The sequence below is a fragment of the Solwaraspora sp. WMMA2059 genome (assembly GCF_027497315.1).
Lineage (GTDB): Bacteria > Actinomycetota > Actinomycetes > Mycobacteriales > Micromonosporaceae > Micromonospora_E.
In genome coordinates this window covers 240,730-257,104 of record NZ_CP114908.1, presented here as the reverse complement: position 1 = coordinate 257,104, position 16,375 = coordinate 240,730, and the positions used below count along the sequence as shown (strand labels likewise).

The 16,375-nt window shown below is 71.7% G+C and carries 18 protein-coding genes; 7 read left to right on the top strand and 11 right to left on the bottom strand.

Annotated elements, in window-relative coordinates; translation table 11 throughout:
* Positions 1-42: 42 nt before the first annotated feature.
* Both O7553_RS01135 and O7553_RS01130 read left to right on the top strand, forming a co-directional pair.
* Positions 43-918: an HAD-IB family hydrolase gene (locus tag O7553_RS01135; protein WP_281553059.1), complete on the top strand. Its 876-nt coding sequence runs from the start codon at positions 43-45 to the stop codon at positions 916-918.
* Positions 919-1,027: 109 nt separating this feature from the next.
* Positions 1,028-2,197 carry a hypothetical protein gene (locus O7553_RS01130; protein ID WP_281553058.1) on the top strand — a complete coding sequence of 390 codons (1,170 nt, stop codon included), beginning with the start codon at positions 1,028-1,030 and terminating at the stop codon, positions 2,195-2,197.
* A gap of 5 nt (positions 2,198-2,202) precedes the next feature.
* Here O7553_RS01130 and O7553_RS01125 read toward each other — a convergent pair whose 3' ends face one another.
* The 6 genes from O7553_RS01125 to O7553_RS01100 form a co-directional block, all read right to left on the bottom strand.
* Complete coding sequence (locus tag O7553_RS01125; RefSeq protein WP_281553057.1) at positions 2,203-3,066, bottom strand: lysophospholipid acyltransferase family protein; 864 nt, start codon at positions 3,064-3,066, stop codon at positions 2,203-2,205.
* Positions 3,063-4,130, bottom strand: coding sequence for an NAD-dependent epimerase/dehydratase family protein (locus O7553_RS01120; RefSeq protein ID WP_281553056.1), 1,068 nt, complete (start codon positions 4,128-4,130; stop codon positions 3,063-3,065). The genes O7553_RS01125 and O7553_RS01120 overlap by 4 nt, the downstream gene beginning before the upstream one ends.
* Positions 4,131-4,194: 64 nt before the next feature.
* Positions 4,195-4,296 carry an AURKAIP1/COX24 domain-containing protein gene (locus O7553_RS01115; protein WP_007465623.1) on the bottom strand — a complete coding sequence of 34 codons (102 nt, stop codon included), beginning with the start codon at positions 4,294-4,296 and terminating at the stop codon, positions 4,195-4,197.
* 221 nt (positions 4,297-4,517) lie between these two features.
* The gene (locus tag O7553_RS01110; protein WP_123605749.1) at positions 4,518-4,730 is read right to left on the bottom strand and encodes a helix-turn-helix domain-containing protein; all 213 of its coding nucleotides are present in this window, start codon (positions 4,728-4,730) and stop codon (positions 4,518-4,520) included.
* Between the two features lie 194 nt (positions 4,731-4,924).
* Positions 4,925-6,628, bottom strand: a complete 1,704-nt coding sequence (locus O7553_RS01105) for a hypothetical protein (RefSeq protein WP_281553055.1) — start codon at positions 6,626-6,628, stop codon at positions 4,925-4,927.
* 71 nt (positions 6,629-6,699) lie between these two features.
* On the bottom strand, positions 6,700-7,620 hold the full coding sequence (locus O7553_RS01100) for a proline dehydrogenase family protein (protein ID WP_281553054.1): 921 nt from the start codon (positions 7,618-7,620) through the stop codon (positions 6,700-6,702).
* A gap of 74 nt (positions 7,621-7,694) precedes the next feature.
* Between O7553_RS01100 and O7553_RS01095 the strand changes: the two genes are divergently transcribed.
* The 3 genes from O7553_RS01095 to O7553_RS01085 are packed head-to-tail and all read left to right on the top strand — an operon-like array spanning position 7,695 to position 9,739.
* On the top strand, positions 7,695-8,000 hold the full coding sequence (locus O7553_RS01095; RefSeq protein ID WP_281553053.1) for a hypothetical protein: 306 nt from the start codon (positions 7,695-7,697) through the stop codon (positions 7,998-8,000).
* Between the two features lie 2 nt (positions 8,001-8,002).
* Complete coding sequence (locus O7553_RS01090; RefSeq protein ID WP_281553052.1) at positions 8,003-9,169, top strand: glutathionylspermidine synthase family protein; 1,167 nt, start codon at positions 8,003-8,005, stop codon at positions 9,167-9,169.
* Between the two features lie 18 nt (positions 9,170-9,187).
* Positions 9,188-9,739, top strand: a complete 552-nt coding sequence (locus tag O7553_RS01085; protein WP_281553051.1) for a CGNR zinc finger domain-containing protein — start codon at positions 9,188-9,190, stop codon at positions 9,737-9,739.
* A 61-nt stretch (positions 9,740-9,800) separates the two neighbouring features.
* Here the strand turns inward: O7553_RS01085 and O7553_RS01080 are convergent, their stop codons facing one another.
* Together O7553_RS01080 and O7553_RS01075 are read right to left on the bottom strand one after the other, a co-directional pair.
* Positions 9,801-10,640 carry a sugar phosphate isomerase/epimerase gene (locus O7553_RS01080; RefSeq protein WP_281553050.1) on the bottom strand — a complete coding sequence of 280 codons (840 nt, stop codon included), beginning with the start codon at positions 10,638-10,640 and terminating at the stop codon, positions 9,801-9,803.
* Positions 10,641-10,650: 10 nt separating this feature from the next.
* On the bottom strand, positions 10,651-11,649 hold the full coding sequence (locus O7553_RS01075; protein WP_281553049.1) for a Ppx/GppA phosphatase family protein: 999 nt from the start codon (positions 11,647-11,649) through the stop codon (positions 10,651-10,653).
* A 76-nt stretch (positions 11,650-11,725) separates the two neighbouring features.
* On the opposite strand from O7553_RS01075, the gene O7553_RS01070 reads away from it, so the two are divergent.
* Complete coding sequence (locus O7553_RS01070; RefSeq protein WP_281553048.1) at positions 11,726-12,565, top strand: hypothetical protein; 840 nt, start codon at positions 11,726-11,728, stop codon at positions 12,563-12,565.
* 43 nt (positions 12,566-12,608) lie between these two features.
* Here O7553_RS01070 and O7553_RS01065 read toward each other — a convergent pair whose 3' ends face one another.
* Positions 12,609-13,292 (bottom strand): response regulator transcription factor, encoded by a 684-nt coding sequence (locus O7553_RS01065; protein WP_281553047.1) that lies wholly within the window; start codon positions 13,290-13,292, stop codon positions 12,609-12,611.
* A gap of 34 nt (positions 13,293-13,326) precedes the next feature.
* Complete coding sequence (locus tag O7553_RS01060; protein WP_281553046.1) at positions 13,327-14,649, bottom strand: ATP-binding protein; 1,323 nt, start codon at positions 14,647-14,649, stop codon at positions 13,327-13,329.
* A 198-nt stretch (positions 14,650-14,847) separates the two neighbouring features.
* On the opposite strand from O7553_RS01060, the gene phoU reads away from it, so the two are divergent.
* Complete coding sequence (gene phoU, locus O7553_RS01055) at positions 14,848-15,495, top strand: phosphate signaling complex protein PhoU (protein ID WP_123605756.1); 648 nt, start codon at positions 14,848-14,850, stop codon at positions 15,493-15,495.
* A gap of 63 nt (positions 15,496-15,558) precedes the next feature.
* Here phoU and O7553_RS01050 read toward each other — a convergent pair whose 3' ends face one another.
* Positions 15,559-16,308 (bottom strand): phosphoglyceromutase, encoded by a 750-nt coding sequence (locus O7553_RS01050; RefSeq protein WP_233606528.1) that lies wholly within the window; start codon positions 16,306-16,308, stop codon positions 15,559-15,561.
* Between the last annotated feature and the right edge of the window lie 67 nt (positions 16,309-16,375).

The window sequence follows — 16,375 nt, the reverse complement described above, 5'->3', positions numbered from 1 at the left end:
GACCGGGCCGGTGGCGCCGCCCGACGGGAGAGTGATGCCGGCGTGCCCCGCACCCGCAAGGTGACCATCAGTACGGACGCTGCCGGTCACACCACGGGTTGGGCGACCACCGGGCTGGCAGCCACGACACCGGTGGCCCCTGACCACCAGGCAGCGGCGTTCTTCGACGTCGACAACACCATGCTGCGTGGTGCGTCGATCTACTGGCTGGCGCGTGGCCTGGCCGCCCGCAACTACTTCACCACCGCCGACCTCGCCCAGTTCGCCTGGCGGCAGGCGCGGTTCCGGCTGCTCGCCGCGGAACACGCCGGGGACATGTCGCATGCCCGGGAGGCGGCCCTGGCGTTCGTCGCCGGCTGGCGGGTCAGCGACGTGGAACGCCTCACCGAGGAGATCTTCGACGAGTTGATGGCGTCGCGGATCTGGCCCGGCAGCCGGGCCCTGGCGCAGCTGCACCTCGACGCCGGACAACGGGTGTGGCTGGTCAGCGCGACTCCGGTCGAGGTCGGCCGGGTGATCGCCCAGCGTCTCGGGTTGACCGGTGCGCTCGGTACGGTCGCCGAGGTCGTCAACGGTGCGTACACCGGTCGGCTGGCCGGCGAACTGATGCACGGCCCGGCGAAGGCCGAGGCGGTCCTGCAGCTCGCCGCAGTCGAAGGGCTCGACCTCGCCCGCTGCAGCGCGTACAGCGACTCCGCCAACGACCTGCCGATGCTCACCGCCGTCGGACACCCGGTCGCGGTCAACCCGGACACCGCACTGCGCCGCCAGGCACGGGACCTGGGCTGGCAGGTCCGGGACTTCCGGACCGGTCGCAGGGCGGCGCGGATCGCGGTACCGTCGACGGTCGCCGCCGGTTTCCTGGTCGGCGCGGTGACGGCCGGCCTGGCCATCCGTCGCCGCCGGGCAACCGGCTGACCAGGACAGCGGCAACCGGCCCACCCGGGCCGGACCTAGCGCCCACCCGGGGGCGGCGATCGGCCCACCCGGGCTGGCGACGCCGGCATCGGATCAGGAAGGCATCGGTGTGACGGTCACCGCACGCCCGGTCGAGTCGACCGGGGCGCCCAGCCACCCGCCAGGCCGGCACCGCCGCCACCGTCCGTGGCATCTGGCCGGACTGGCCGGCGCGCTGGCAGCTGCGGTCCTGCTGGTCGTGTTGCCACAGGCCGGCCCGACGACCAGCGCGGACGAGCCGGGCCGCCTGCGTACCGTCGCCGAGGTCTGGCCGGCGGCCGAGATCACCGAGGTACCCGCCAACCTCGCCGACGGGCCGGCGTACAGCCCGGTGCTGTTCCTCGACGGCGGCACCTCGGTCGGCACCGCGCCGAGCCCGGACGGCACCGCGCTGCGGCTGGTCGTGCGGGCCGCCGACGGATCGGTACGGGAACTGCGCCGGCTCCCGCTCGGCGCTACCCCGCAGTTCGGTGGGTTCACCACCAACGGGGACACGCTCGCCTGGTCCGAGTCGGTCGCGGACGAGGACGGCCGGGGGCGGACCGAGATGTGGGCCGCCAGCCTGGCCGACGACGGCGAGCCACGCCGGCTCAGCACCGACACCGGCGACGTGGTCTTCTTCAACTCCCAGTACGACATGGTGATCAACGAAGGCAGTCTGTACTGGGTCGCCGTCGCACCCGGCACCGAGCCGGCGACCGAGTTGCGGTCGGTCCCGCTGGCCGGCGGCGAAGTGACCGTTCGCACCGATCCGGGTGCCTGGGCGTTGTCCAGATGGCCGACGATGGTCAGCGCCGGCAGCGGCGAGACCGGCCCGATCCGGGTCCGTGATGTGGTCGAACGCCGGATCACCGACGTTCCCGCCGGCCCGACCGAGCTGGTCACCTGCGGACCCACCTGGTGCCGGGTGCTGGTGCTGGCGGCGGACGGTCCGGGCCGCATCGACCTGATGCGCCCGGACGGTACGGACCGTCGGCGCATCGGCGACGGCACGGTGACCGCCAGCACCATCGACGTCGCCGTGCTGGACCGGTTCGAGGTGCTGTCGCTGTCGTCGGCACCCACCTCACTGACCAACTCGCAGCAGTTGATCATCTACGACCTGCAGCGCGACGAGGCAGTCGTGGTGAGCGACGACGTGGGCATGGTGCTCTGCCGGGGTGGTGTGCTGTGGTGGTCGGTCGGCGACGACAGCGCCGCCTCCTGGCAGGTGCTGGATCTGCGAAGCTTGACGGACTGACCGGCTCACCGGCCGAACGGGTCCGGCCGGCGGTCCAACAGCCGGTGCAGGGCCTGCTGGATCGTCTCCCGCACCTGGTCGGCCAGGTTGAACACGACCAGCGGGTCATCGGCGTGGTCGGCGAACCGGGTGGTCGGGATCGGCGGGCAGAACTCGATCAGCCACTTGCTCGGCAACGGCACCAGGCCGAGCGGCCCCAGCCACGGGAACGTCGGCGTCACCGGGAAGTACGGCAGGCCGAGAATCCGGGCGAGCGGGGCGATGTTCGCCAGCATCGGATAGGTCTCCTCGGCGCCGACGATCGCCACCGGAACGATCGGCGATCCGGTACGGATAGCCGCCGAGACGAACCCACCCCGACCGAACCGTTGCAGTTTGTAACGCTGCGAGTACGGCTTACCGACTCCCTTGAAACCCTCCGGGAAGACCCCGACCAGTTCCCCGCCACCGAGCAACCGCTCGGCGTCCGGGTTGCAGGCCACGGTGCCGCCGAACTTGCGGGTCAGTTCGGACAGGAACGGCAACCGGAAGACCAGGTCGGCGCTGAGCAGCCGCAGGTGCCGGTGCCGCGGATGCTCGTCGTGCAGGATCGCGGTGAGCACGGCCGCGTCCAGCGCGACCGTGCCGGAGTGGTTGCCGACCACGAGCCCGGCACCGTCCACCGGCAGGTGTTCGACCCCGGACACCTCGGTGCGGAACCACTCGCGGTAGAGCGCCCGCAGCACCGGCAGGAACACGCCTTCGGTGAGATCGGGATCGAAGCCGAACTCGTCCACCTCGTACTCGCCGGCCAACCGGCGGCGCAGAAACGCCAGGCCGGCGGCCACCCGCTGATCCCAGACGTCGCCGGGTCGGTCCGGCACGGTCATGCCAGTTCCCGCTGATCGCCGGCGTGGGCGGCGCGGACCCGGCGGATGCCGTCCAGGATCGCCTGCTCGGCGGCGGCCAGCCGGTCGCCGGCGAGCAGCGCCCCGTCCGGGTGGGCGCGCAGGAAATCGTCGAAGGCGGCCTGCGTCGACCGCGGTTCGAAACCGAACTCGCGGATCAACCGGGAGGTGTCGACCACCCGGCCGTGGACGAACAGGTCGATCTGGTCGAACCCGTAGCGCCCGACACCGAAGGCCCGGGTGACGCCGGCGGCACCGGACAGTCCCGGCTCCAGCACCGGTACGGCGACCCGGCCGGCCCGCCGGATCGCCTGGGAGAGGGTGAGCACGCCCGGTCCGGCGACGTTGAACGTGCCGGGCCGGTCCTCCACCACCGCCCGGTGCAGCACCTCGAGTGCGTCGTCGACGTGCACGAACTGCAGCCGGGGGTCCCGGCCGAAGACGGTCGGCACCAGCGGCTGGGCGAAGTAGCGGGTCAGACTGGTCTCGGCGGTCGAGCCGATGAACGGGGCGAAGCGCAGCACCGTGGCGGTGACGTCGGGCCGGCGGCGGCGGAAGCCTCGCACGTACGCCTCGATATCCAGAATGTCGCGGGCGAACCCGCCGCGCGGCACCTCGCGGGGCTCAGTCTCCTCCGTGAAGACCGCCGGATCGCGGAACGAGGCACCGTAGGCCGCCGTCGACGACCGCACCACCAGCTTGCGCAGACCGGAGGCCCGCTGGCAGGCGGCGAGCAGCTGCATGGTGCCGATGACGTTCTGTTCCTTCATCGCGACGCGGCCGCCGTACTGCTGGTCCGGTCCACTGACGACGGCCAGGTGCACGACGGCTGACGCATCGAGGTCCGCGATGATGCCGCTGGCCGCGCCAGCGTCGGCGCGGACCTGGTCGACGTCGCGCAACAGGTCCGCGAAATCCGGCGCCGGTGTGGCAGTGTCCAGCCCGACGACCCGGCCGACCCGGGGGTCGGCGGCGAGTCGACCGGCGACCCGGGCGCCGATGAATCGGCTCGTCCCGGTTACCACCACGGTCGGGGACCTCACCATACGGCCCTCCAAGTGCTGGCGGGTGACCGGAGCGTCGCTAAGCCGGGCCTGGGCCCGGCCACGGTCACTTGCCGAGACGTCGACGCTGGACGCGGGTCTTGCGCAGCAGCTTGCGGTGCTTCTTCTTGGCCATACGCTTGCGGCGCTTCTTGACCACCGAGCCCATACGAAAGCCTTTCCAACGAACGTTCGGGTCGGCCCGTGCGCAGCGTGCGGTGTGGCTGACGCGTGGGCCGAACTGGACAACCGGCCGGGCCGGCGGGCGGACTCACCCGCGCATGCGACGGCACGGCCGGCGTCAAGCCTAGCCCGCGCGTGTCATCAGCACCAACGCGGCCCCGGCGCCAGCCGGGGGACGCGTCGGTGCCGGGCGTCTCCGGATACCCGCTAGGCGGTTTCCCGGAAAGCCCCTCGCAGGTACTCGTGCACCGCGTGTTCCGGCACCCGGAACGACCGGCCGACCCGTACCGCGGAGAGTTCACCGGAGTGCACGAGTCGATAGACGGTCATCTTGGACACCCGCATCACCCTCGCCACCTCGGCGACGGTCAGGAACTTGACCTCCGACAGCCTGTCCTCGGACTGTGGTGATCCTGCCATGGTTCACCAATCCATCCCATTTCCCCGGCGCGTGCCGCCCAGCGGGACCCTTCCGCGCCGCGACGGACAACGCACGTGTTACCAGTACGGTAACGGGGTCACTGTGACCGGCGCGATCCGTTCCGTCATTTGATGCCTGCGGCAGGGCGGCCAACACCCGTACGGGCTACCGGCACGACGCGACGGGTGACGGCTCAGCCGACCGCCCGCCGGACGTAGTCGACGCACGCCTCCTGCAGGCCCTCCCAGGACTCACCGAACTGGGTCCGGGCGGCCTCGTCGAGACCCACGCCGTCGTGCACCACGGCGCGGAAGAACGCCAACGTCCGCTCCTCGCCGAACCGGTCGACCAGGTGCCGGACCGCCAGGTAGCCCACCCCGTACCCGGCACCGACTTGCCAGTCCTCGGCGTCCGCAGTCGGCTCGACGCTGCTCAGCGGCCCCTGCCAGTCCTGTTCCAGGACCAGCCGGCGGACGTCGTCCAGCCCTTCGTAGCGGACCACCGGCCGGCCGCCGGCTGCGGCGTGCTCCGCCAGTCCTTCGATCAACCACCAGGCGGCCCGCTCCCGGTTCCCGCCGTCCGGCAGAGACGCGGCGTGGGTCAACTCGTGACGCAGCAGGTCCGGCCGGAGCACGTCGCGTAGGTTCGTGCCGTTGAGCACGATCTCGTAGTGTCCGCCGCCGACCGCCACCGCGTACCCGGCGGTCCAGTCCGGACGGTCCCCGCCGTACCAGCTGCCCCATTCGTCGGAGCCGGCGTAGAAGACCCGGTACCGGTCCGGGGCGGTGCCGGAGACCGCGTACCGGTCCGCGACCGCCGCTGCCTCCTCGGCGTCACGCAGCAGGTCGGGCAGCAGATCCCGGTGCTGTGGGGTGGTTGCCACCAGGGTCCGGTTGCCGGTCGCGACGACCAGTTCACTGACCTCCCAGGGCCGGGGCCCGTCCTGCAGGGTCAGCGACGGCTCGACCGCGACGAGGCGCAGCCGTCCACCCTTGGTGCTCCAGCGCTGACCGACCACCACCTCGCTGGTCTCGCAGGACGGCACCACGAAGCAGTGCTGGTAGCTGACCAGCAGCCGCCACTCGGTGCCGAGCGCCGCCGGGCCGGTCGGCGCCGGGGTGGCCGGTGCCGGTGACGGGCCCGCAGTGACCGTTGTCGTCGGCGCGGCAGTGGGCGTGGCGGTCGTGGCGGTCGTCGTCGTCGCGAGTGTGGGGGTGGCCGACCCGGTGGCCGCTGGCGTGGGCGTGGCGGCGGTCGGGGCGAATTCGACCGGCAGCGTACTGACCGACGGGCGCCACGCCGTCACCTGCATCGCGCGCAGGGTCTGGAACTGGCGGGCCAGATCGTCGTGGGCGGCCGAGCCGGGTTCGGCGACCGCGAGGAACCCCCGTTCGTCGCCGGCGATCAGCGCGGCGGCCTGCTGGTCGAGCAGGGCGTTGATCTGAGTACGCAGCCAGGCCTGGGTGGCGGCCGGCGGATCGCCCGGCGCAGGGCTGGCCGGCGGCCCGGTCTGCGGGGTGACCGTCGGTTCGATCACCGGTGGTTCCGGGCTGGGCAACCGGTCGATCAGCGCCACCGCACCGACCACCGGCACGGCGCAGAACAACACCGTCGCGACGATGCCGAGCACCGGCCAGAGCGACCAGCGCCGCTCCGGCGGCGGGGTCACCGGGACTGGCGTGGGATCCGGCTGGTCCGGCTGGTCCGGCTGGTCCGGCTGGTCCGTCGGCGACGAGTCCGGTTCGTCCGATCCATCGGACTCCGGCCGCTGCGTCAATCCGTCCGGCTCTCGCTGATCGGGCTCCGGCCGCTGCGCCGAACTGTCCGGCTCTCGCTGATCCGCCGATCCGTCCGGGTCCGGCTGGTCGGTCGGTACGGAGTCCTGCCGGTCGGTCACCCGCCGAATGATACGGGGACGGGAACCATCCCGGTCCAGCCCGGGTTGAGCGGCGACACAGGGTGCCGACGTCAGTCGCGGGAGCGCAGCGCCCGGCCGAGAAACGCCACGTTGGCCGGGCGTTCGGCCAGCCTGCGCATCAGGTAGCCGTACCAGTCGGTGCCGTAGGGCAGGTAGACCCGCATGGTGTAGCCCTCCCCCGCGAGCCGGGCCTGTTCGGCCGGTCGAACCCCGTACAGCATCTGGAACTCGAACTCCTCCGGCGCCCGGTCGAACCAGCGGGCCCGGTCCTCGGCGATCGCGATCAGGCGCGGGTCGTGGGTGGCCAGCATCGGGTAGCCGGCACCGGAGAACAGGATGTTGAGGCACCGTACGAAGGACTTGTCGACGTCGATCGCCGACTGGTAGGCGACCGACTCCGGCTCCGCGTACGCACCCTTGCACAGCCGCACCCGGGAACCGGCGGTGGCCAACTCCCGGCAGTCCGCCTCGGTACGCCGCAGGTACGCCTGCAGCACCGCACCGGTGGATGGATGGTCGGCACGCAGCCTCTGCAGGATGTCCAGCGTCGAGTCGGTGGTGGTGTGGTCCTCCATGTCGAGGGTGACGGTGCCACCGGCGGCGGCCGCCGCCGCGCAGATCGCGCGGGCGTGCTCGGTCGCCGCCGGCTCGTCGAACCGCTGTCCGAGCGCGGAGAGTTTCACGCTGACGTCGGCACCAGCAGCGAGACCGGCCCGGTCCAGCGCGTCGAGCAGGGCCAGGTACTCCGCCCGCACCGCGCTGGCCTGCTCAGCGGTGGTGGTGTCCTCGCCGAGGTGGTCGATGCTGATAACCAGGCCGGCACCAGTCAGCTCGGCCGCGGCGGTCAACGCCGCGTCGATCGTGGTGCCGCCGACAAATCGGCGTACCACGTCACGGCTGAACGGGGCGGCGGCGACCAGCCGTTCGATCGTGGTCGACCGGGACGCGGCGAGGATGACCGAGCGAAGCATAGGGCGAGGGTATCGCCCTTGACGACGACCGGCCCGGTCAGTGGCCGAGGTCCGGCGACGCAGGGCGTGCATCGGTGAGCTACAACAGTGCTGTGGACAAGATCTCCCCGCGCCGGCTCCGGTCGACCAGCGTCCAACTCGGCGCGCTGACCGCGCTGGCGCTCTCCCTCTCCGGCTGCAACCTGGTCCCGGACGACGACTGCGACGACGACCGGTCGATGGGTTCCGGCTCCGGCGACGGCACGACGGTGCTGGCGATGGCCGCGGGCGGTGCCGGGGTGGTCGTCGCCCGTACCGCGCCGGAAGCTGCGGCCGGGACCGCCGCGGCTGTCCCCGACCGAGGCGGGTTCGGCACCCACCTCGCCTCCTGCGGCGGCTGAGCGTGCGGCGCGAAACCTGCCGGCCCCGGCCGGACTGGGACGCGACGGTACGGCAGCAGGGCCTGGTCTACGCCGACACCGAACTGCCCAACGGCTCGGTGATGTCCTACTGGGACGAATCCGCCTGCTACGCCTTCGACCTGCCGGAGGTGCTGCGACTGGAGGAGGCGACCGAGGAGCTGCACCGGATGGCGGCGACGGCGGCCGAGCACGTGGTGACGCACCGGCGGTACGCCGACTTCGGCATTCCGGCGTGGGCCGCCGACGCCGTCGCCCGGTCGTTGCGCGAGCGGCCACCGAGTCTGTACGGCCGATTCGACCTCTGGTACGACGGCTCCTGGCCGCCGAAGCTGCTGGAGTACAACGCCGACACCCCCACCGCCCTGGTCGAAGCCGCGATCGTGCAGTGGTACTGGCTGGAGGACACCCGACCGCAGCTCGACCAGTGGAACAGCCTGCACGAACGGCTGGTGGCGGGCTGGGCGCAGATCAAGGCCGGGATGTACCACCCGACGCTGCACGTCACCTGGTCGAGCGAGGAGGAGACCGGCGAGGATCTGATGACCGCCGGCTACCTCGCCGAGACCGCCCGGCAGGCCGGGCTGACCGCCGAGCTGCTGCCGATGCTGGACGTCGGCTGGGACGGCCGGCGCTTCGTTGACGCCGCCGACCGGCCGATCACCACCTGCTTCAAGCTCTACCCGTGGGAGTGGATGCTGGCCGAGCCGTACGGTCGGTTGGCGCTCGAACCGGGCACCCCGACCACCTGGATCGAGCCGGCCTGGAAGCTGCTGCTGTCGAACAAGGCACTACTGGCGGTGCTCTGGGAGCTGTTTCCGGACCACCCGTACCTACTGCCGGCGTACCTGGACGGACCGCGCGGGATGTCGGAGTACGTCGCCAAGCCGCTGCTCGGCCGGGAAGGCGCGGGGGTACGGATCGTGACCGCAGGCGGCGAGATCGGGAATCCGGGCGACTACGGCGCCGAAGGCTGGTGCTACCAGGAGTTCCGGGCGCTGCCGGCGTTCGACGACAACCATCTGGTGCTGGGCAGCTGGGTGGTGGACGGCGAGTCCGCCGGTGCCGGGTTGCGGGAGAGTTCCGGATTGATAACCGACGGGTACGCCCGGTTTCTGCCGCACTACGTGGCCGCCCACCGGGCGATCTGAATCGTCTACGGTTGTCAGGTGGACTTCGACGCCTACGCGCGGACCGCAGTTGATCTGGTCAACTCCCCGTTGGCTGACCTCGACGACCTGAGGGCGCTGTTCCACGGCGACCACGTCTGGATGTGCGACGAGGTCTGTGACCGCGACCTGACGGTGTTCCGGCGGGCCGCTAGACGCCTGCGGGATGTCTTCGAGTACGGCACCACCGGACGCGATGCCGACGCGGTCGCCGAGCTCAACTCGCTGCTCGCGGCGTTTCCGGTGCAGCCGCGAATCTCCGGCCACGACTCCAACGACTGGCACATGCACGTGACCGGCCGGGGAGCCTCGGTCAGCGCCGAGTATCTGGCCGGGGCGGTGTGGGGGCTGTCGGTCTGGCTGTGCGAGTACGGCAGTGCCCGCTTCGGCGTCTGCGCTGACGCCCGCTGCGGCAACGTCTACCTGGACACGTCGTCGAACTGCTGCCGGCGGTTCTGCTCGGAGCGCTGCGCCACCCGTTCGCACGTGGCCGCGCACCGGGCCCGCAAGCGCGCCGCCGTCGAGGACAAGCCGCTGCTGCCGGTCAGCTGACCGGTGTTCCCCGACTCCAGCCGGCCAGTTTCCTCCGGCCCAGCCGGCCAGTCTTTCCGGCTCAGCCGGCCGGCTGGTCGACGGTCGCCGACCAGCCGGGGCTGCCGCCGTCGATGGTGGCCAGGTGCCGGCGGGCGAACGCCAACGACTCGCGCAGGTCGGCCTCGCGCACCGTACGGCTGCGGGCGCCGCGGGTGGCGACCTCGACCGCCACCGCGCCCCGGAAGCCGTTGCCGGCCAGCGAGCTGAGCAGCTCGCCGCACGGCTGGTTGCCCCGGCCGGGGACCAGATGCTCGTCGCGGCCGAGGCCGCTGCCGTCGCCGAGGTGCACGTGCTCCAGGCGGTCGCCCATCGCGGCGGCGAGGGCCAGTGCGTCGGCCCGCGACGCGGCGCAGTGCGACAGGTCGAGGGTGTACGCGTCGTAGCCGACCTCGGTCGGATCCCAGCCGGGCTGATACGGGACGAACTCACGGCCGGCCATCCGGACCGGGAACATGTTCTCCACCGCGAACCGCACCTGTGGGTGGGCGTCGCGCAGGGTACGCAGCCCGTCGGCGAAGGTACGGGCGTAGTCGCGTTGCCAGCTGAACGGTGGATGCACCACGACGGTCGGCGCGCCGAGCGTCTCGGCCAGTACGGCCGAGCGGCGCAGTCGTTCCCACGGGTCGGAGCTCCAGACCCGCTGGGTGACCAGCAGGCAGGGGGCATGCACAGCGAGTACCGGCACACCGTAGTGCGCGGCGAGCCCACGCAGCGCGCCAGCGTCCTGGCTGACCGCATCGGTCCAGACCATCACCTCGATGCCGTCGTAGCCGAGCGCGGCGGCCAGCTCGAAGGCGGCCGCCGTCGGCTCGGGAAACACCGATGAGCTGGAGAGCAGCACGGGTACCGCGGAGGTCACGTCGCCCAGCCTAGCCCGGCCGGCGCAGACCTGCCGGATCGGTGACCATGCCAAGGTCACCGGCAGAGATCAGCTCCAATTGAGCCATCCGGCGCAGGATCACCCCTTCCCGCAGCGCCCACGGACAGATGTCCAGCGACTCGATGCCCAACTGCCGCATGACCGACTCGGCCACCACCGCCCCCGCCAGCAACTGATGCCCCCGGCTGGCGCTGACCCCTTCGAGTTCGTGCAACTCGGCGGGCGGGATGTGGCGGATGAACCCGGTCACCTGACGCAGCCCGGTACGGGTCAGCCGCCGGGGTGCCCACAGCCCGGCGCTGGACGGCGCGGCCCCGGTCAGCCGGGCCAGGGTGCGGAACGTCTTGGAGGTGCCGACCGCCCGGTCCCAGCCCTGCGCCTGCAGCAGCGGAACCATCGTCTGCACCTGGGCGTCGACGTACTCCCGCAGGTCGGTGACGAACTGTGCGGCCGGTGGGCTGACAGTGAACGGGGTGACCCCGAGTCGTTCCCGGGTCAACCGGCCGGCCCCGAGCGGCAGCGACTGGGCCAGGTGCGGCTCCTCGTCGACCCCGGCGGCCAGTTCCAGGGAGCCGCCGCCGATGTCCAGCACCAGCAGCCGGCCGGCGGACCAGCCGAACCAGCGGCGGACCGCGAGGAAGGTCATCCGGGCCTCGTCGGCGCCGGAGAGCACCTGCAGGTGCACGCCGGTCTCGGCGCGGACCCGGGCCAGCACCGCCGCCGAATTGGTGGCGTCGCGCACCGCCGAGGTGGCGAACGCGATCAGGTCGCTGGTCTGCCAGTGGTCGGCTGCGGCCCGCGCGGCGGCCACCGCTTCGACCAGGGCGTCCGCCCCGGCCGGGGTGAGCGCGCCGTCCGGTCCGATCTGTTCGGCGAGCCGCAGCAGCGACTTCTCCGAGTGTGCCGGCCACGGGTGGGCGCCGGGGTGTGCGTCCACCACGAGCAGATGCACGGTGTTGGAACCGACGTCGAGCACACCCAGTCGCATGTGATCACCCTAGGCCAACCCGGCGTACCGACCCGCTTGCCCGTTCCGCCGCAGGTGGCAGGCGTACGCTGGCCGGGTGGCACCCCGTGACGAGCTCCGGATCCTGGTCGAGACCCCGGCCGACCCCCGCAGTCGGGAGGTCGAGCTGGACTTTCCCCGTGAGTGGATCGAGTTCGTCGACCCGGCCGACGCCGCGCATCTGGTCCGGGCCGACCTGACCTGGTTGCTGTCCCGCTGGACCTGTGTGTTCGGTGGGTCCTGCCACGGCATCATCGCCGGGCGGGCCGGGGACGGCTGCTGTTCGCACGGTGCCTTCTTCACCGACAGCGACGACGAGAACCGGGTCAAGTCGGCTGCGAAGCGGCTCACCCCGCAGACCTGGCAGCACTACCGGCGCGGGTTCAAGAACTACACCGAGATGGACACCGTCGACGGTAGGAATCCGGCGCGGCGGACCGCCACCCGCAGCGCCGACGGGCCGTGCGTGTTCCACAACGACGCCGACTTCCCCGGCGGCGGGGGCTGCGCGCTGCACGCCCAGGCGCTGCGCGACGGGGTGCATCCGCTGGAGTACAAGCCGGACGTCTGCTGGCAGTTGCCGATCCGCCGGGACCAGGAGTGGACCAAGCGTCCGGACGGCAGCAAGGTGCTGGTCTCCACGCTGACCGAGTTCGACCGGCGGGGCTGGGGTGCCGGTGGGCACGACCTGGACTGGTGGTGCACCTCGTCGCCGGAGGCGCACGTCGGGGGCGAGCCAATGTACCGGTCGTACGAGCCGGAGCTGACCGCGCTGGTCGGCAAGGCGGCGTACGCCCGCCTGGCCGAGCTGTGCGCGGCACGGGCCCGGCGCGGCCTGGTGGCAGCGCACCCGGCCACGCCGCGTCGGCGGACGCCGAACGCCCGCCGGTCGGAGTGACACCGACGCGACCGGCGGCACCGGCACAGGCCCCAACATCTGGTCAGGACTCGAACTTGTAGCCCAGCCCGCGCACGGTGACGATGAAGCGCGGCGCCGACGGCTCCGGTTCGATCTTGGAACGCAGCCGCTTGACGTGCACATCGAGGGTCTTGGTGTCACCGACGTAGTCGGCACCCCACACCCGGTCGATCAGCTGCCCCCGGGTGAGCACCCGGCCGGCGTTGCGCAGCAGCAGCTCGAGCAGCTCGAACTCCTTCAGCGGCAGCTGGACCGAGTCCCCGCCGACGGTCACCACGTGCCGCTCGACATCCATCCGGACCGGTCCGGCGGTCAGCGTCGCGGTGGACGGCTCGATCACCTCGGTGCTCTGTCGGCGCAGCACCGCCCGGATCCGGGCGACCAGTTCCCGGGGCGAGTACGGCTTGGTGACGTAGTCGTCGGCGCCGATCTCCAGGCCCACCACCTTGTCGATCTCGCTGTCCCGGGCAGTCACCATGATGATCGGCACCCGCGAGCGTTGCCGCAGTTCACGGCAGACCTCGGTGCCGGACATCTCGGGCAGCATCAGGTCGAGCAGCACGATGTCCGCTCCGGTGCGGTCGAATTCGGTGAGCGCGTCGGTGCCGGTTGGCGCCACCGACACCTCGAACCCCTCTTTGCGCAGCATGTAGGAGAGCGCGTCGGAGAAGGACTCCTCGTCCTCCACCACGAGTACCCGGGCCACTTGTCGTTCCTTCCCTGTGTCCGGCCTGATCCGCTCAGACCTGCTCGTGCGCGGCCGGACCGGTGTCGATCTCAACCGATTCGGGTAGCGGCAGTGCGGCGTCCGGCGGGCTGGCAGGCAGCCGCAGCGTGAACGTCGACCCTCCACCCAGCGTGCTGGACACCTCGACCCGACCGCCATGGTTGGTGACGATGTGCTTGACGATGGCCAGGCCCAGCCCGGTGCCGCCGGTGCTGCGTGAGCGCGCCTGGTCGGCCCGGTAGAACCGTTCGAAGATCCGGTCGACCTCGTCGGGGGCGATGCCGATGCCCTGGTCCGCGACGGCGATGTCGACGAAGCCATCGACCCGGGTGACGGTCACCGTGACCCGGGTGTCCTCACCGGAGTAGGCGATCGCGTTCTCCACCAGGTTCGCCAACGCGGTGGCGATCTGGCTGTCACGACCGTACACGGTCAGCCCGCGTTCGCCCGCCACCGCCACCTCGACCCGGCGGGCCGCAGCCGGGGTACGGGTCCGGTCCACGACCTCGGCGAGCACCCAGTCGACGGCGATCGGGTCGGGCGCCGGCAGCGGCTCGGCCCCCTGCAGCCGGGTGAGTTCGAGCAGCTCGTTGACCAGCCGGCCGAGCCGGGTCGACTCGTGCTGAATCCGTTCGGCGAACCGGCGGGCGGCGGCCACGTCATCGGTCGGGTCGGTGACCGCGCTGTCCGGATCGGTGGCGTCCAGCAACGCCTCGGCGAGCAACTGCAGGGCACCGATCGGGGTCTTCAGCTCATGGCTGACGTTGGCGACGAAGTCCCGGCGGACCCTGGCCACCCGGTGCGACTCGGTGACGTCGGCGGCTTCGACCGCCACGTGGTTGTCGCGCAGGCCGACGGCCCGCAGGTGCACCCCGAGCGGGTCCTGGGTGCCGCCTTCGCGGCCCCGGGGCAGGTCGAGCTCCACCTCGCGGCGCACGCCGGTGCGGCGGACCTGCCCGGCCAGGGTACGGATGATCGGGTGCGCGGCGACGCTGCCCGGCGTGGGTCCGGCCCGGAGCATGCCCATCGCCCGGGCCGCCGGGTTGACCAGCACCGGTCGGTCGGCGCCGTCGAGCACCACCACACCGACCCGTAGTGAGTCCAGGCTCCGGCGGGCCAGCGAGTCGATCAGGCTGCGGTCCGGGGTCGGGGGTGCCGCAGCGGCGTCGTTCGCGACGATCGGCGGCCTCCCGTTGCTGGACGTACGCTGCCCGCCCCGGTGTTCAACCGGGGCGGATGCCAGTTGTCGTGCCCGGGCTCGCGCCAGGAGCAGACCGGCGACGAGCCCGCCGCCAGTGCCGACGGCCGCACCGCCGGCCAGAACCGCCCAATCCACGGGGCGATCGTAGGGTCATTGTTAACCTGGTCAGCCACCCGAACAGGACATATCTCACCGCAATCGTCAGATGTTCATACTGCCGCCCCGCTCTGTTCACCCCTGTTCATCTGGGTGCCGGCAAGCCGCCATACGGTGTGGGCGACACCGGGCGGGACCAGGACCGGAGACCTCCCACCACGACGACGGAAGGCCACCATGCGCGAGGAGTTCCAGGCCGAGCTGCAGGAAATCAGCGAACTGCTGGTATCGATGGCGGAAGCCGCTCAGACGGCGCTGCGCCGGGCGACCGGCGCGCTGCTCACCGCCGACCGCGAGGCCGGCGAGCTGGTGCTGGTCAACGATGCCGAGATCGATGCCCTCTACCGCACGGTGGAGGAACGGGTCAGCGATCTACTGGCCCGGCAGGCGCCGGTCGCCTCCGACCTGCGGATGGCGATCACCGCGCTGCACGTGGCCTCCGGGTTGGAGCGGATGGGCGACCTCGCCGACCACGTGGCCAAGACCGCCCTGCGGCGGCACCCGTCACCAGCGGTCCCGGCCGAGCTACGCGGAGTGTTCTCGGAGATGGCCGAGGTCGCCGACCGCATGATCGCGAAGGTGGTCGGGGTGCTGCGTACCCCGGACGCGAAGACCGCCGCCGAGCTCGACAGCGACGACGACGCGATGGACGAGCTGCACCGCAAGCTGTTCCGGGTGCTGCTGGGCAAGGACTGGCCGTACGGTGCGGAGACCGCCATCGACGGCGCGCTGCTGGGCCGGTTCTACGAGCGGTACGCCGACCACGCGGTCAATGCCGGCCGGCGGGTCGTCTACCACGTGACCGGGGTGAACCCGAACGACTGAGCACCAGGGCGCCGGGGCCAGGGGTACGGGGCGGGCAACGTCCCGTACCCCTGGTCCGACGGCTCAGCGGCCCTGGTTGGCGACCGCGGCGGCCGCGGCAGCGGCGGCGTCCGGGTCCAGGTAGTCACCGCCGACGTTGACCGGCCGCAGCGCGCCGTCCAGGTCGTAGCGCAGCGGGATGCCGGTCGGGATGTTCAGCTTGGCGATCGCCTCGTCGGAGATCCCGTCGAGGTGCTTCACCAGCGCCCGCAGCGAGTTGCCGTGCGCCGCGACCAGCACCTGCTTGCCGGCGAGCAGGTCCGGCACGATCGCGTCGTACCAGTACGGCAGCATCCGCCGCACCACGTCGGCCAGGCATTCGGTCCGGGGCATCAACTCGGGCGGCAGCTCCCGGTACCGCGGCTCGCCGACCTGCGACCAGTCGTCGTCGTCGGCGATCGGCGGCGGCGGGGTGTCGTAGGAGCGACGCCAGAGCATGAACTGCTCCTCGCCGTACTCCTCCAGGGTCTGCTTCTTGTTCTTGCCCTGCAGCGCACCGTAGTGCCGCTCGTTGAGCCGCCACGACCGGCGCACCGGGATCCAGCCCCGGTCCGCGGTGTGCAGCGCCAGTTCGCTGGTCCGGATGGCCCGCCGCAGCACGCTGGTGTGCACGACGTCCGGCAGCAGGTTGTGCTGCGCCAGCAGCTCACCGCCACGCCGCGCCTCGGCCTCGCCCTTGGCAGTCAGATCCACGTCGACCCAACCGGTGAAGAGGTTCTTCGCGTTCCACTCGCTCTCGCCATGCCGGAGCAGCACCAGTGTCCCCACAGTCATGACCTCATCCTGCCGGAACCGGCCGTCGCGAACTCACCGGCCTGCGGTGACGACCACCACGTGGAAC